This window comes from Isoptericola sp. NPDC057191 (assembly GCF_042670225.1).
Taxonomy (GTDB): Bacteria; Actinomycetota; Actinomycetes; order Actinomycetales; family Cellulomonadaceae; genus Isoptericola.
Window position 1 is genome coordinate 6,179 of record NZ_JBHUWC010000055.1, and the last position, 15,161, is coordinate 21,339.

Below are 15,161 nucleotides of genomic sequence, written 5' to 3' on the forward strand. Positions count from 1 at the left end.
GGCTGAAACAGGGCCAGACGCCCGCTCACAGCACCCGGATGGTCCGGACGGTCTGATGCGGTCCGTTGCGGGGGAGGGTCAGGCGGGGACGATCAGGCCGGCGGTCTGGGTGCGGGCGCGGTCGAGGCGGGCGGCGACGTCCTGCCAGTTCGCGATGTTCCACACGGCCTTGACGTAGTCGGCCTTGACGTTGAGGTAGTCGAGGTAGAAGGCGTGCTCCCACATGTCGAGCATGAACAGCGGGGTGATGCCCACGGGCACGTTGGCCTGCTGGTCGAAGAGCTGGAAGATCGCGAGGCGCTGGCCGATGGCGTCCCAGCCGAGCACGGCCCAGCCGGAGCCCTGGATGCCGGTCGCGACGGCGGTGAACTGGGCCTGGAACTTCGCGAAGGAGCCGAAGGTGTCCTTGATGGCCTCGGCGAGCTCGCCGGTGGGCTCGCCGCCGCCCTCGGGGGACAGGTTGTGCCAGAAGACGGTGTGGTTGGTGTGGCCGCCGAGGTTGAACGCGAGGTTCTTCTCGTGCAGGTTCACCGCGGCGAGGTCGCCGGACTCGCGGGCCTCGGCGAGCTTGTCGAGGGCGGTGTTGGCGCCTGCGACGTAGGTGGCGTGGTGCTTGTCGTGGTGCAGCTCCATGATCTTGCCGCTGATGTGCGGCTCCAGGGCGCTGTAGTCGTAGGGCAGGTCGGGCAGGGTGTACACGGACATCTCGTCCCCTTCGTCGATGCTGCTGTCGTTGCTGGTCACGCTACGACCTGAACCCTCGTTGAGGTCAACGTGTTCCTGGCAACGTGTCCCAGGTCACGCCGCCGGTCAGGAGGTCCAGCACGCGCCGTCCGGGTACCGGAACTCCGCCACGGACGCCGGGTGCATCTGGGTGGAGTAGCCCGGCTTGCTCGGCACCACGTACGACACGCCCTCGCCGGCGTCGGACACGACGCACGGGTCGGTGAAGTGCTCGTGCAGGTGGTCGACGAACTCGGTGACCCGTCCCTCCAGCGACCCGGACACGGCGACGTAGTCGAGCACGGACACGTGCTGCACCATCTCGCACAGGCCGACGCCGCCGGCGTGCGGGCACACCGGGACGCCGAACTTCGCGGCGAGCAGCAGCACCGCCACGATCTCGTTGAGGCTGGCGAGACGGCCGGTGTCAAGCTGGCAGTAGTCGGTGGCGCCGGCCTGGAACAGCTGCTTGAACATCACCCGGTTGTGGCAGTGCTCGCCCGTCGCGACGCGCACGGGGGCGACGGCCTCCCGGACGGCGGCGTGCCCCAGGACGTCGTCGGGCGACGTGGGCTCCTCGATCCACAACGGGTCGAACCGCTGCAGCGCGCGGACCCACGTGATCGCCTCCGGCACGTCCCACACCTGGTTCGCGTCGATCATGAGCGTGCGGTCGGCGCCGAGGACCTCGCGCGCGATGCCGAGGCGGCGCACGTCGTCCTCCAGCCGTGCCCCGACCTTGAGCTTGACGTGCCGGTACCCGGCGTCCACGGCCTCCTGGGTGAGACGGCGCAGCTTGTCGTCGTCGTACCCGAGCCAGCCGGCCGACGTCGTGTAGGCGGGGTAGCCGCGGCGCTCCAGGTGCGCCACGCGCTCCGCCTTGCCGGGTGCGGCGGCCCGCAGGATCTCCAGCGCCTCGTCGCGGGTGAGCGCGTCGGAGAGGTAGCGCAGGTCGGCGACGTCGACGAGCTCCTCGGGCGTCATGTCGGCGAGCAGCCGCCACACCGGCTTCCCGGCGCGCCGTCCGGCGAGGTCCCACGCGGCGTTGAGGACGGCGGCCAGCGACAGGTGCACCACGCCCTTCTCGGGGCCGAGCCAGCGCAGCTGGCTGTCGGCGGTGAGGGCGCGGTACGTGGCGCCCATGTCGCCGACGACGTCGTCGACGTCGCGCCCGACCAGCAGGTCGGCCTGGTGCCGCGCGGCGAGCGCGACGACGTCGGTGCCGCGGCCGATGGTGAACGTCAGACCGTGGCCGGCGAGCGGCGCGCCCTCCGTGTCCGTGCCGTCGGTGTGCAGGACGACGTACACCGCGGAGTAGTCGGCGTCCGCGTTCATCGCGTCCGAGCCGTCGGCGGTGCGGGACGTCGGGAAGCGGACGTCGGTGATCTCGACGTCGGTGATGGTGGGCATGCGCGCCTCTTCCTCGTGGCGATCTCGTGGCGATCCACGTGAAACATCTGATGACTGATGCTCACCGTAGGGGGCGTGGCGAGAAAACCACAAGGACCGGGAGCGTCGGCGACCCAAGACGTCCGAGGAATGGCCGTGCCGGACGGCTAGGCTCGATCCGCTCACGACAGTCATCGACGACGAGAAGGAGAGCACATGACGGACGCGACAAGGCGAGCCCTCGTGGTCCGCGGCGGCTGGGACGGGCACGCGCCGGAGGCGACGACGGACCTCTTCGTCCCGTTCCTGCGCGCCCAGGGGTTCGAGGTGCAAGTCGAGACGGACAACGAGGTCTACGCCGACGAGCAGCTGATGGCGGCCACGGACCTGGTGCTGCAGTGCGTGACGATGTCCGAGATCAGCGGGCCGGCCCTGGCGGGGCTGCGCGCGGCGGTCGAGGCCGGCACGGGCCTGGCGGGCTGGCACGGCGGCATCGCCGACTCCTACCGCGCCAGCTCCGACTACCTGCAGCTCGTGGGCGGGCAGTTCGCCACGCACCCCGGCAAGGAGCCGCACCTGCGGGTGGGGGACGGGTCGGACAACTTCCTGCGGCACACGATCGAGCTCACCGACCTGGGCAGGGAGCACCCGATCACCGCGGGCCTGGGCGACGTCGAGCTGGAGACCGAGCAGTACTGGGTGCTGCACGACGACCTCATCGACGTCCTCGCCACCACCACCCATCCTGCGCCGGACTGGCACCCGTGGCACCGCCCGGTGACGTCGCCGGCGGTGTGGACGCGGCAGTGGGGCGCGGGTCGCGTGTTCGTCGCCACGCCGGGCCACTCCGTCGACGTCCTCGAGAACCCGACCGTCCGGACGATGGTCGAGCGGGGGCTGCTGTGGGCGAGCCGATGACAGGACCGACGAGAGAGCCCGCAGGCATCGGGATCGTGGGCCTGGGCGTCATCTCGCGCCAGTACCTGGACACGCTCGCCGGCCACCCCCGTGCGCGGGTCGTCGCCGTGACGGACCTCGACCGCTCCCGGGCCGAGTCGGTGGCGGCCGAGCTGCCCGGTGCGCGCGTCACCGCGGACCTGGAGGCGCTCGTCGCCGCCGACGACGTGCAGGTGGTCCTGGACCTCACCACGCCGGGGGTGCACGCGCACGTCGCGCGGGCCTGCGCGGCGGCCGGCGTCGACCGCTACGGGGAGAAGCCGCTGGCCGCGGACCTGGCGTCCTCGCGCGAGGTGCTGGCCGCGGCGACCGCGGCGGGTACCCGGGTGGGCTGCGCCCCGGACACCGTGCTCGGCACCGGCGTGCAGACCGCGCGGGCGGCCGTCGCCGCCGGTCGGATCGGCACGCCGACGGCGGCGGTCGCCACCTGGGTCTCGCCGGGGCACGAGGCGTGGCACCCGAACCCGGGCTTCTACTACGCGACCGGCGGCGGGCCGCTGCTGGACATGGGGCCGTACTACCTGACGAGCCTCGTGCAGATCCTGGGACCCGTCGCGTGGGTGCAGGGCGCGGCGTCGCGGTCGCGGGACGAGCGCACGATCGCGTCCGGCCCCCGGGCGGGGGAGCGCGTGCCGGTCGAGGTCGCGACGCACGTCACCGGCGTGCTGGGCCACGTGGGCGGCGCGCTGTCGACGGTGACGGTGAGCTTCGACGCCGTCGGCTCGCACGCGCGTCCGATCGAGGTGCACGGGACGGAGGGGTCGCTCGTCGTGCCGGACCCCAACCGGTTCGACGGCGACGTCGAGCTGCGTGCGCTCGGCGCCGGCGGGTGGGAGGTGCTGCCGCCCGAGGCGGGCTTCGAGGGCGCGGGCCGCGGCGTCGGGCTCCTGGAGATGGTCGGCGCGGTCGGCCTGGGCGACGCGCCGTCGTCCCCGCGCGCCGGCGGAGAGGTGGGGCTGCACGTCATGGAGGTCATGTCCGGCCTGCTGGACTCCGCGGCCGACGGCCGCCGGGTCGCGATGACGACGGCGCCCGACGTGCCGCCGCTTGTGCCGCTCACGCCGACGGACGTCTGGCGGGCCTGAACCGTCAGGAACGGGGCCTGTCCCGCCGTCCGACCGGACGACGGAACAGGCCCCGTTCTCGACGCGGCGGTCAGCTCGCGGGGGAGATGCTCATCTCGCCCGCGGGCCCCTGCCGGTAGACGGTGAAGTACCCGTCGGTGGCCAGGGCGTTGTCGGCGGTGTCGTCGAGGTAGCTCCACACCGGTTCCCCGTCGACGCGCAGCACCACGCGGACGCCGCCCTCGACGTCCACGGCGCCGAACGTCACCTCGTGGGTCGAGTTCGGCTCGATCACCGTGTTGGGGAACGTGTCGACCATGAAGACGGCGGGGCTCCACCTCTGCATCTCGATGACGTCCTCCTTGATCACCACGAGGTAGCCCGAGCTGCTGTTGGTCCACACCGGGTCGCCGGCCGTCTTCGAGCGCACGGAGAACCCGAACCAGCCGCCGTTGTAGGCCCCGACAGAGGCGTCGAACCGGAGCAGCTCGTCGCCGAACTGCGTCGGCCTGAAGCTCCACGCGCCGCGCGGCGCCAGGTGGGCCGCGCCGTCGGCCACCGTGACGCCCTCGCCCGGGGCCCACGCCGCCGGGTCGAGGATCTCGGCGCCGAGCGACGTCACGGGATGGTCGGCCGCCCGCACCGTCACGGAGGACGACGCCGCGAGGCCGGGCACCACGGTCGACGTCGCCGTGATCGTGGCCGTGCCGGCCGCGACGCCGCGGACCACGCCCTTCGCGTCGACGGTCGCGACGGACTCGTCGCTCGAGGTCCACCCCAGCCCGGTGCGCGTGGCGTCCGCGGGGGTGAACGACGGCGCGAGCGGGTGCGTCTCGCCCGGCTCGATCGTCGCCTCGGCCGGCGCCAGGGTGAGCCCGTCGGGGTCGACGCCCACGAGCGAGAACCGCACGTCGTCGAAGTCCAGCGACGCGAAGCCCTGCACGTAGAAGCCGACCTTGCCGGCGCCGTCGGGCGCCGGGTTGGCACCCGCCACGACCTGCTCGCCGTCGAGCAGCACCCGCACGCCGCCGGCCGTCACCACGACGCGCACGTCGTACTGGGTGGACGGCTCCAGCCCCTCGCCCGCGGGCAGCGTCACCTCCTTCACGGTGCCCCAGGCGGAGTCGAAGATCGTCCATGTCGAGCCGGCCGCCGCGTGGCGGTAGCGGACATACCCGCCCGGCGTGCTGCCCGTGCGGTCGTAGACGAGCATCTGGCCGCCCTCGGGCACCTCGGCGGGCGTCGTCACCGTGAAGTCGAGCGCGTACTCCGTGAAGGAGCGGTCGAGCTGGGAGTTGGCGCCGTTCTTGATCCGGTAGACGTGGTCGCCCGTGCCGTCGTCGACGATCGCGCGGTTCGGGTCGGTGGCCCAGCCGTTGCCGCCCGTCTCGAAGTCCGTGGAGTGCAGCACGCCGTCGCCGGCGGCCACCGTCACGGTCATCTCGTCCCGGACGCCCGCGTCGGCCTTCGCCTCCGCGGTCACGGTCACCTCGCCGGGCGCGACGGCGGTGAGGATCCCCGCGGCGCTGACGGTCGCGACCTCCGGGTCGCTGGAGGTGTAGGTGACCGCCTGCTGCGTCGCGTTCCACGGCACCGCCTGCGCGGCCACCGACACCTCGTCGCCGAGCGTCACCGCCAGCTGGTCCGCCGGCAGCACCAGGGACTCGAGGGCCACGCTGTCCGGCGTCTGCGACTGGCCCACGTGGCCGTCCGTGCCGATCTCGGCGAACGGGATCGCCTGGAAGCCGGGGACCTGGCCGAAGACGGCGGCGTCCGCACGGAGCGTCCAGTCGCCGTTCGCCGCGTCGACGAAGCCCGGGTCGGTGTCCGTGACCCAGTTGTCGCCGTAGTTGAGCAGGTTCTTCGTGTCCAGCGCGCCCTCGGTGTTGACGTCGGGGTTGCGCTTGCGGTTCGGGTTCCACACGACGTTCTTCGCGAACGTGGAGTGGTCCGGGAAGTAGTGGTTGTCCTCGAAGAAGTGCCCCAGCTCGGGGTACTTCTCCAGGTAGGGCGTGCCGACGAAGTCCTTGTTGTCGGCGAACACCTTCTGCCACTTCGGCATGTACACGCGGTCGACGGTGTTGCCCTCGCCGTCGCCCATCCACTGCGTGTAGTTGTCGAACGGCACCTTCGTGTCGACGAACACGTTGTTCGTGGCGTCGATGTAGTCGGCGGAGCCCGACTTGATGGCGTCGTTGCCCAGGTTCACGAAGACGTTCTGGCTGATCTCCAGGTCCCACGTGAAGTTGTCGGCGTAGATGCCCTCGATGCCGTCCTTGCCGACGCCGATGTCGTGGAAGTAGTTCTGCCGGAACACGTGACCGCGCTGCTGGGGCGTCTCGCCGGAGTTCATGTAGACGGCGCCGAGGTCCTGGAACGTCTTGCAGACGTCGTAGACCTCGTTCTGCTCGAACAGGTGGTCGTTGCCGTGCACGATGACGCCGGGGTGCGGGGCGTCGTTGATCTCGTTCCCCCGCGCGACGTTCCCGACGCCGTCGAACATCACGCCCGGGTTGTACGCCTTGTGGTAGTACGCGAAGTCGTGGATGTGGGAGTCCTCGACGCGGTTGCGGCCGGGCGCGAGGGTCGTCTTGTCGCCGCCCTGGAGCACGACGCCGACCCCGCCGACGTGGCGGATGTCGCTGGAGACCACGGCGTGGTCCGTGCCGCCCCGGTTCACCGGGATGCCGTCGTACGTGTACCGGCCGGGGGAGTTGATGAGCACGCCGCCGTCCGTGAAGTTCTGGACGTCGCTGTGCGAGATCGTCACGTGGCTCCCGCCGAGGATGACGGCAGCGGTGGCGCGCCCGTACTCGAGCACCAGGTCGTCGAACGTCACGTACGACGCCCCGTCCGTGCGGATCATCGGCTCGTCGAGCGTCGTGACGACGGGGGCGCCGCGCTGCGCCAGGAACGACGCGTTCGGCACGAGGTAGAGCACGCCGGCGTCGCGGTCGATGTAGTACTCGCCCGGGGCGTCGAGCTCCTCGAGCAGGTTCTGCGCGAAGTGGAAGTCCGGGTACCAGGTCTTCATGAGGCCGGACATCTCGCCGTACCGCAGCGTGATGGTGCGCGCGTCGGTGTCGATGGCGGCGATCTTGTTGTACGACCACTCCCAGCTCTGGCCGAAGATGCCGTCCAGCCAGACGTCCTTCGCCTCACCCCAGTACTGCGGGCGGGCGTAGGAGTAGCTGAACGTGCCGCCCCGCTCCTGCAGGTCGGCGTCGTCCTTGGTGGGGCCGGGGTCGACGATCTTGTTCATCTGGACGGTGTCCTTCGCGGCGCCGGCGTTGGGCCAGCGCGCGAGGGTCATGTCCTCGCCGTCCACGTACAGCTCCATGGGCGGCGTCGTGCTGACGTCGTTGGCCTTCCAGTAGCCGTGCCGGCTGAGCTGGCCGTAGTCGTCGATGCCGAGCGCGCCCAGGTCGATCTGGAGGACGTCGTCGCGGGCTGACGTCTCGACGATCCGGTCGAGCACGCCCTGGTCGGTGACGGGGGCGAAGCCGTCGTAGGGCAGCTCCTTGCCGCCCGTCAGCGTCGCGGTCTCGCCGGGGTAGGAGGCGTAGGTGACGGGGGCGTCGGGGGTGCCGGAGTCCTCCGGGCCGAGGCGGAACGACGACGAGCGCTCGTACGTGCCCTCGCGCAGGTAGACGGTGACGCCCTTCTTCCGCTGTCCCTTCGGCAGCGCGCGGATCGCGTCGCGGGCGCCTTCGAGGGTGGCGAGGGGCCGCTGCTGCGTCCCCTTCGCGTCGTCGTCGCCGGAGGGGGAGACGTACAGGGTGGTGCCGGTCTTGGCCTGTGGTGCGGCGTCGGGGGGATCCGCGTGCGCGGCGGTCTGGGTCCCTGCGACGAGCAGGGACGTCAGCAGCAGTGCTGACAGGGGTCGCTTCATTGCGAGTGCTCCGACCTCTCGTGGGGTCACGGGTAGTCGGGGCGACGCGGGTGCGCCGCGCCCGGATCGTCAAGCACCGGCAGGTTACATTAATCGATAATCGCTGACAATGAGGTGCTGACGGCCCCGACCCGCTACGGTCGGACCCGCACGCCACTCGAAGGAGAGCTCATGACCCGCAGCGCCACCCCCGGACGACTCGTCTTCGTCGGGGACTCCATCACCGACGCGGGCCGCGACCGCGGCGACGTCACGTCGCTCGGCGACGGCTACGTGAGCCTCGTCGCCCGCGCCCTGCCGGACGCCGAGGTGGTCAACGTCGGCGTCGGTGGCGACCGCGCCGTCGACCTGGAGGCCCGGTGGGAGCGCGACGTCGCGCCGTCGGCCCCGGACGTCCTCACCGTGTACGTCGGGGTCAACGACACCTGGCGCCGGTTCGACGCCGGCGACGCGACGAGCGCCGAGGCCTTCGAGGCCACGTATCGCCGACTCCTCGCCCGGGTCGCGGCGCCCGACGCGGGCGGCCCGCGGCTCGTGCTGGTCGAGCCGTTCCTGCTGCCGGTGCGCGACGAGCAGCGGGGCTGGCTGGAGGACCTGGCGGGCAAGCGGGACGTCGTGGCACGGCTGGCGGCCGAGACGGGGGCGGCCCTCGTGCCGCTGCACTCCCTGCTCACGCGGGCGGCCGAGAGCGCGGGTGCGGCCACCCTGGCGCCCGACGGCGTCCACCCGACGCCGTCGGCGTCGCGCATCATCGCGGACGCGTGGCTGGCCGCCTTCCGCGGCGAGGACGCACAAACGATTGTCGATAACGAGGCTAGGCTGCAGGCATGACGGACGCGCTCAGCTCGATCGGGGGCCTGGAGCGGGGGCTCCTGTCGGACCAGATCTACGACCTCGTGAAGTCGATGATCAAGACGTCGCAGCTCGCGCCGGGGGAGCAGCTCGTCGAGTCCCAGCTCGCCCGCCGCCTCCAGGTCAGCCAGGCGCCGGTGCGCGACGCCCTCAAGCGGCTCTCGCACGAGGGGCTCGTGACGCACGTGCGGCACCAGGGCAACTTCGTCGCGCAGTACTCGGAGGAGGAGGCCCACCAGGCCAAGCAGGCACGCGTCGCGCTCGAGGCCCTCGCCGGCCGGCTCGCCTGCGGGCAGCTCGCGCCCGAGACCCGCTCCAGCCTGGAGAAGGTCATCGACGAGATGCACGGCGCCGTCGACGCGCACGACCTCCCCGCGTTCCGCGAGCTCGACTTCACCTTCCACCGCGCGGTCATCGAGGCCAGCGGCAACGGCTACCTGCCGCGCATGTGGGACATCATCGAGCCCAGCCTGCGGTCGATGCACCTGCTGGGCGACCCGGAGTTCACGGGCGACTGGCACCAGGTGGCCGACTGGCACCGCAGCCTCCTGGACGTCCTCGACGCGGGCGACGGCGACGCGGCGTCCACGCTCTTCGAGGCGCACGCGGCGGGGACGCTGCTCGACGACGAAGGCCCCGACGGGCCCGACGACACCGGAGGCAGCGCCGGCTGACGCCCTCGCGGGCGGCCGGGTCCTCGCGGGCTACGGGTGCGCGGCCTCGTGGGCGAGGATCGCGGTCTGGGTGCGGTTCGTCGTCCCCAGCTTGCTCATCGCGCTCGCGAGGTAGGCCTTGACGGTCGACTCCGCGAGGTAGAGCCGCGCGGCGATCCCGGCGTTGGAGAGCCCGTCGGCGAGCGCCTCGACCACGTCCCGCTCCTTGGGGGCGAGACGGTCCAGACGGCGGCGCGCCTCGGCCCGCCGTCCGGAGGTGTCGTCGCCGGCGGCGGCCAGCAGGTGCCGCGTCACCGCCGGCGAGAGGATCGCGTCACCGGCCACGGCGGCCCGGATGCCCTGGTGCAGCTCGTCGGGGGTGGAGTCCTTGAGCAGGTAGCCGGTCGCGCCGGCCCGTAGCGCGGGGAGCACGTAGTCGTCGGTGAGGAAGCTCGTGAGCACGACCACGGCGGTCTCCGGGTGCTCCCGGCGGACGGTGAGGGTCGCGTCGAGGCCGTCCATGACGGGCATCCGCATGTCGAGGAGAAGCGCGTCGGGAAGCTCCGCCCGCACGAGACGCACCGCCTCCGCCCCGTCGGCGGCCTCGCCGACGACCTCGAGGTCCGCGGCGGACTCGACGAGCCGGACGATGCCGGCGCGCAGCAGCGCCTCGTCGTCGGCCACCACCACCCGGATCATGCGGTCCTCCGCGGCAGCACGGCGCTGAGGCGGAAGCCGCCGGTGGCCAGGGGAGCGGCGTCCACGGTGCCGCCGAGCAGCGCCACCCGCTCCCGCAGCCCTGCCAGCCCGAAGCCGCCGGCGGGGAGGCCGGTCGGCGGGGCGGTCGGCGGCCCGTTCTCCACGGACACGCGCAGCTCGCCGTCCGCGTCGGCGAGCCGGATCGTCGTGGGTGCGCCCGGCGCGTGCCGCAGCACGTTGGTGAGCCCTTCGTCGACCACCCGCACCGCCGTGCGGTCGACGACGTCGGGCGGTGTGTGCGCGGCGACGGCGCCGACCACCTCGACGGGCTGCCCGGCCCGACGCGCCTCGTCGACCCGCGCCTCCAGCTCGGCGGCGGTGTCGCCCGCGCCGGTCCCGCCGGCGGTGGTGCCGCCGGCGACGTCCAGGGCCCGGAGCACGGTGCGCATCTCGGCGAGGGCGGCACGACAGCTGGTGGCGATCTCGCGGGCGGCGCGCCGGACCTCGTCGTCGGGCGTGGCCGTCCCGAGCACCTCGGCCTCGACGACGGCATAGCTCATCCGGTGGGACACGACGTCGTGCAGGTCCCGGCCGAGCGCAGCCCGCTCGGCCGCGCGCGCCTGCGCCTCCGCCCGGACGGAGGCCTCCGTGTCCGCCTCCTGCTGGATGCGCTGGAGGCGGCCGGCGGCGTACGCGAACAGGATGATGAGGATCCCCGCCCACAGGAGGCTCGGCCCCGTCGGCTCCGACGTGAGCAGCCAGGTGGGCCACGTGAAGGTCACCGTGGCGAGCATCGCCCCGATGCTCGTGCGCGACGACGCCACGAACAGGCCCGTGGCGTGCGCGGCGCCGAGGACGGCGACGACCGGCGTGACGAGGCCGGCGAGGACGCATCCCGCCAGGACGAGCAGGGGGTGCCGGGACCGGGCGAGGAGCAGCGCGGCGGCCCCGAGCTGGGCCGCCGTCTCGGCCCACGTGGGGGCCCAGCCGAAGCCCGAGCCGGCCCGGAACAGCACCAGGAGGAGGCCGCCCACGGCGCAGACCGAGGCGACGAGCACGTCGATCCGCGTCCGGGCGGGCTCCACGGCCTCAGCGTAGCCAGCCTGCGCGAGACGGCGACCGCACCGGCGCTCGCAGATACCGACGTTCGGAGGTAGGGGAGGCCATCGTTCGGGCGTGCCGCGGGTGGGGCCTCCGGCGGGACGGTGGAGGCATCAGAAAGCCCCACCACATCGAGGGATGATCATGAAGGTCCGTCGCACCGCCACCGTCTCTGCCGTCTCCGCCGCCCTCGCGCTGGGCGCGCCGCTGGCGGCCTTCGCCGGGGAGGGGGACACCACGGCCCCTCCGCAGCCGGAGTCCTCCGCTCCCGCGACCGATCCGGCGCCCGCCGAGGAGGGCCGCGGCGGCGACGGGTCCGGCGACGCGGAGACCTCGTCGTCCTCCGGTGCGACGACGTCTCCGAGCACCTCGGCCTCGTCCGAGACGGTCGCCGCCGAACCGGCCGAGCCGGCCAAGCCGGCTGAGCCTGCCGAGCCCGCTGAGCCTGCCGACCCCGTCGTCGCCCCGGCGCCCGACCAGACGCCCGACGCGGCGACCGACGCGGCGACCGACGAGTCGACCGACGCGGAGCCGGCCGCGGAGAGCGGCTCCGGCACAGCCGACGAGACAGCCGACGACACGGCCGACGATGCCGCCGGAACCTCTGAGGACGGCGAGCCCGCGCAGGAGGAGGCACGGACCTCCGAGGAGGCGCCGTCGGCGACGACGGCCGAGGACACCGCTGCTGAGGACGCTCCTGCCGAGGACGCTCCCGCCGAGGACGCCGCGCCGGCAGGCGCACCCGCGACGACCGCCCGGGGCGCCGCCCCTGCGGCGTCGTTCCTCGCGGCCACCTCCGCCGCCTACCCCGACTCCGCGTACGAGCCGCACTGGCACGACGGCGGTCAGGACGGCTTCTCCTGCGACTACTGGTACTTCCTGGAGCCCGCCGAGGGCGGCTCGGGCAAGGACTGGAGCGGCTGGGGCGGGCAGCCGCAGCTGCACATCCTCCACCACACGCTGGTGGACGACGACGGCACCGTCCACATGGTCTACGACCGGGACATCGCCGGCTCGTGGTACCACGCCTGGTCGGGCGACGAGAGCGTCACGCCCGACGCGGACGGCATCCACTGGGAGAACACGTCCGCCCAGCAGACCGTGCTCGTCAACGGGTACAAGGGCGGCAACGACCTGACCGCGCGGGCGGCCGACGCCCAGCGGCTGCTGGAGCGCGCCGGCGTGACCCTCCAGCCCGGCACGAGCTGGGAGACGTACCTCGGCTGGTACCAGTCGTCCATCGACGCCGGCCAGTACACGCAGGAGCAGGTGCGCGAGTGGTGGCAGCAGCAGGTGGACAGCGAGCGCGAGCGCCTCCTGGACTACACGGCGTACGAGGCCACCCAGTTCGCCGTCTGGTACTTCTCCACCGGCCACGAGGTGATGGGCCTGCTGTTCGACGTCGACGCGAACAACCACGTCACCGTCTCCGAGAAGGCGCTGCAGCAGTTCGAGGCGTCGGACGAGGACTGGACGCGCAACTGGGACGAGGGCTACAACAGCGACCGGCGGGCGACGCTGAAGACCGCGGCCTGGCTGATCGAGCAGGGTCTGACGACGAACGTGGTCATGCCGCAGCCCGGCTTCACCAGCAACGGCTACGTGCGTCACGCCGACGGGACGACCGACTACGGCTTCACGGCCTCGCTGGTCGGCGGGACCGGCGACGTCCACGTCGAGCTCCGCACGGCGGACGGCGCCCCGGTGCCTGACGGCGTCGTGCTCGTGGACGCGCAGGGCCGCGTCGTCGACAGCGTCACCCCGGGACAGAAGGTCTTCGTCCGCGTCCCCGCCGGGACGAAGGTCGCCGACCTCCCGACGTTCCAGCTCTGGGGCTCCGCCGAGGGCACCGAGCAGGGCAGCCCGCACTTCTACACCGGCTGGGACCACAACAACCACGGTGAGGGGACGACCGACCCCGAGACGGGGCAGTGGACGCCGTCCCAGTTCCAGCACTGGTTCATCGGCCTGGGCGAGCTCGACCGTCCCTCGACCGCCTGGGACTGGGTCGGTGTGACGCTGGCGGACGAGCATGAGGACCCGACCGACCCGACCGACCCGACCGACCCGACCGACCCGACCGACCCGACGGACCCGACGGACCCGACGGACCCCACCGACCCGACGGACCCGACGGACCCGACGGACCCGACGGACCCGACGGACCCGACGGACCCGACGGACCCCGCGGACCCCGCCGACCCGGCGGACCCGGCTGGCCCCGCCGACCCGGCTGGCCCCGCCGACCCGGCTGACCCGACGAACCCCGCCCACCGCACGGACGAGGGCGGTACCTCGGGCCGGACCCCCGCCCCGAGCGCCCCGGTGTACGTCAGCCACGAGGGCACCGTCGTCGCGGCGGCGGACTCGGCGGACCCGACCAACCTCGGCCCGTCGGACGCGCGACAGACGGCCCAGGTCGCCGTCACCGCGCCGGAGCGGTTGGCGCAGACCGGCAGCGACCCGGCCCTGCTCGCCGCGAGCGCGCTGATCGTGCTCACCGGCACCGGGCTCGTCCTGGCCGGGCGCCGGCGCCACGGGGACGCCGACGCGACGCACGTCGAGTGACCGGACGCTGACCGCGCGGGCCTCGCACCTCCGGGTGCGGGGCCCGCGCGTCGTCGCTATGTCCGCGACCTCTTCACCAACCCCCGCGGGTGAAGTTCTGGTAACGGGCGGTGCTCAACACCTCGGCTGACCGGGTGCTTTGCGCAGTCGGTCGTGTGCGTGCTCGCCGTTGCCCGGTTGCCGCAGGCTGCGTTCCCTTCAAGGCTTGCCAGGTACCCGTTCTGCGCGGCGAGGCCGCGCTTGCAACGTGCCCGGGAGCCATGCGGCTCGGGCACTTCCTGTGCCGTCGACGCTGTCGTCGAGGCACACCTGCACTCAAGTGGGAGGGGACTCACGATGAGATCGGTACGAAGGTTGATTGCCGGCGTTGCCGCCGGTGGAACGCTGGCCGCGGTAGGGCTGTTGGCCAGCGCCATGCCTGCCCAAGCGGACGAGGTCGTGCTGGAAGGGTCCGGTTTGAGGGTCGTGATCAGCGACGACGTCCTGGAGCCGGGTCAGACGTTCACCGTCGACGTGAGCTTCACCAACGACACAGGCGGGCCGCTTCTCGACGGCGCCGCCTTCAGCGGCGATCCCACCGATCTGGCGTCGGAGTTCGCGTTCGTGTCATGTACTGCTTCGGCCGGCGCGACGTGCGCTGGCGCTGGCGGACCGGGTGGTGTCGGGTTCTACCTGGACTTCCCGACCCCGCTCCCGGCCGGGGCCGTGGTCACCGGGACGTTCGAGTTCGTCGTCAACGACGACGCGCCCAGCGGCCACACCGACACGTTCAATACCAGGATCCAGCTCTGCCCCGTCGGTGAGAAGTGCACGATCGCCAGCGCTGGTCAGACAACCCTCACGATCGCCCAGGCCGAGGCCGACATCGCGGTCGGCCTGGATGCGACCGCGGGATTGCTGTCCTCGCGAATCACCTACGACGTGACGGCGGCGAACACCGGGCCGGGCGACGTGGACTCGGCGACCATCGTGGTGGACCTTCCCGTCCAGGTCACGTCAGTCTCGGGCCTACCGGCAGGGTGCACCTACGCCGCATCCACCGACGACGTGACGTGCACGACCGGCGCGATCGCTCACGGTGACGAGTTCGCCGGTTCCTTCAACGCCAACCTGGGCCTGTTGTCGATCGGCCAGCTGCCCGCAACAGCAACCCGGACCACGTCTGCACCGACAGACCCGGACGCGACGAACGACACGGCGTCGGCGAACTGCAGCGTCCTCACCAGCCTGCTGGTCTCCTGCCCCTGACAGGCACCAAGGTTC

Annotated in this window: 11 protein-coding genes; 6 read left to right on the forward strand and 5 right to left on the reverse strand. The window is 72.5% G+C overall.

The window, feature by feature from the left end; genetic code table 11:
* Window positions 1-78: 78 nt before the first annotated feature.
* Both ACFT55_RS09475 and ACFT55_RS09480 read right to left on the reverse strand, forming a co-directional pair.
* Complete coding sequence (locus ACFT55_RS09475) at window positions 79-705, reverse strand: superoxide dismutase (protein ID WP_380243579.1); 627 nt, start codon at window positions 703-705, stop codon at window positions 79-81.
* A 105-nt stretch (window positions 706-810) separates the two neighbouring features.
* On the reverse strand, window positions 811-2,133 hold the full coding sequence (locus tag ACFT55_RS09480; protein WP_380243569.1) for an enolase C-terminal domain-like protein: 1,323 nt from the start codon (window positions 2,131-2,133) through the stop codon (window positions 811-813).
* A gap of 195 nt (window positions 2,134-2,328) precedes the next feature.
* On the opposite strand from ACFT55_RS09480, the gene ACFT55_RS09485 reads away from it, so the two are divergent.
* Together ACFT55_RS09485 and ACFT55_RS09490 are read left to right on the forward strand one after the other, a co-directional pair.
* A complete protein-coding gene (locus tag ACFT55_RS09485; protein ID WP_380243570.1) occupies window positions 2,329-3,030 on the forward strand; it encodes a ThuA domain-containing protein in 702 nt (233 codons plus the stop codon).
* The gene (locus ACFT55_RS09490) at window positions 3,027-4,154 is read left to right on the forward strand and encodes a Gfo/Idh/MocA family protein (RefSeq protein ID WP_380243571.1); all 1,128 of its coding nucleotides are present in this window, start codon (window positions 3,027-3,029) and stop codon (window positions 4,152-4,154) included. Before ACFT55_RS09485 ends, ACFT55_RS09490 begins: the two co-directional genes overlap by 4 nt.
* Before the next feature lie 70 nt (window positions 4,155-4,224).
* Here ACFT55_RS09490 and ACFT55_RS09495 read toward each other — a convergent pair whose 3' ends face one another.
* Window positions 4,225-8,025 carry an Ig-like domain-containing protein gene (locus ACFT55_RS09495; protein ID WP_380243572.1) on the reverse strand — a complete coding sequence of 1,267 codons (3,801 nt, stop codon included), beginning with the start codon at window positions 8,023-8,025 and terminating at the stop codon, window positions 4,225-4,227.
* Between the two features lie 171 nt (window positions 8,026-8,196).
* On the opposite strand from ACFT55_RS09495, the gene ACFT55_RS09500 reads away from it, so the two are divergent.
* Window positions 8,197-8,856 (forward strand): SGNH/GDSL hydrolase family protein, encoded by a 660-nt coding sequence (locus ACFT55_RS09500; protein ID WP_380243573.1) that lies wholly within the window; start codon window positions 8,197-8,199, stop codon window positions 8,854-8,856.
* Complete coding sequence (locus ACFT55_RS09505; RefSeq protein ID WP_380243574.1) at window positions 8,853-9,551, forward strand: GntR family transcriptional regulator; 699 nt, start codon at window positions 8,853-8,855, stop codon at window positions 9,549-9,551. Before ACFT55_RS09500 ends, ACFT55_RS09505 begins: the two co-directional genes overlap by 4 nt.
* A gap of 30 nt (window positions 9,552-9,581) precedes the next feature.
* Here the strand turns inward: ACFT55_RS09505 and ACFT55_RS09510 are convergent, their stop codons facing one another.
* The gene (locus tag ACFT55_RS09510) at window positions 9,582-10,229 is read right to left on the reverse strand and encodes a response regulator (protein ID WP_380243575.1); all 648 of its coding nucleotides are present in this window, start codon (window positions 10,227-10,229) and stop codon (window positions 9,582-9,584) included.
* Window positions 10,226-11,314: a sensor histidine kinase gene (locus tag ACFT55_RS09515; protein WP_380243576.1), complete on the reverse strand. Its 1,089-nt coding sequence runs from the start codon at window positions 11,312-11,314 to the stop codon at window positions 10,226-10,228. The genes ACFT55_RS09510 and ACFT55_RS09515 overlap by 4 nt, the downstream gene beginning before the upstream one ends.
* Window positions 11,315-11,474: 160 nt before the next feature.
* On the opposite strand from ACFT55_RS09515, the gene ACFT55_RS09520 reads away from it, so the two are divergent.
* Both ACFT55_RS09520 and ACFT55_RS09525 read left to right on the forward strand, forming a co-directional pair.
* Window positions 11,475-13,898, forward strand: coding sequence for a hypothetical protein (locus ACFT55_RS09520; protein ID WP_380243577.1), 2,424 nt, complete (start codon window positions 11,475-11,477; stop codon window positions 13,896-13,898).
* A 336-nt stretch (window positions 13,899-14,234) separates the two neighbouring features.
* Window positions 14,235-15,146, forward strand: coding sequence for a hypothetical protein (locus ACFT55_RS09525; protein WP_380243578.1), 912 nt, complete (start codon window positions 14,235-14,237; stop codon window positions 15,144-15,146).
* The last annotated feature ends 15 nt before the right edge of the window (window positions 15,147-15,161 follow it).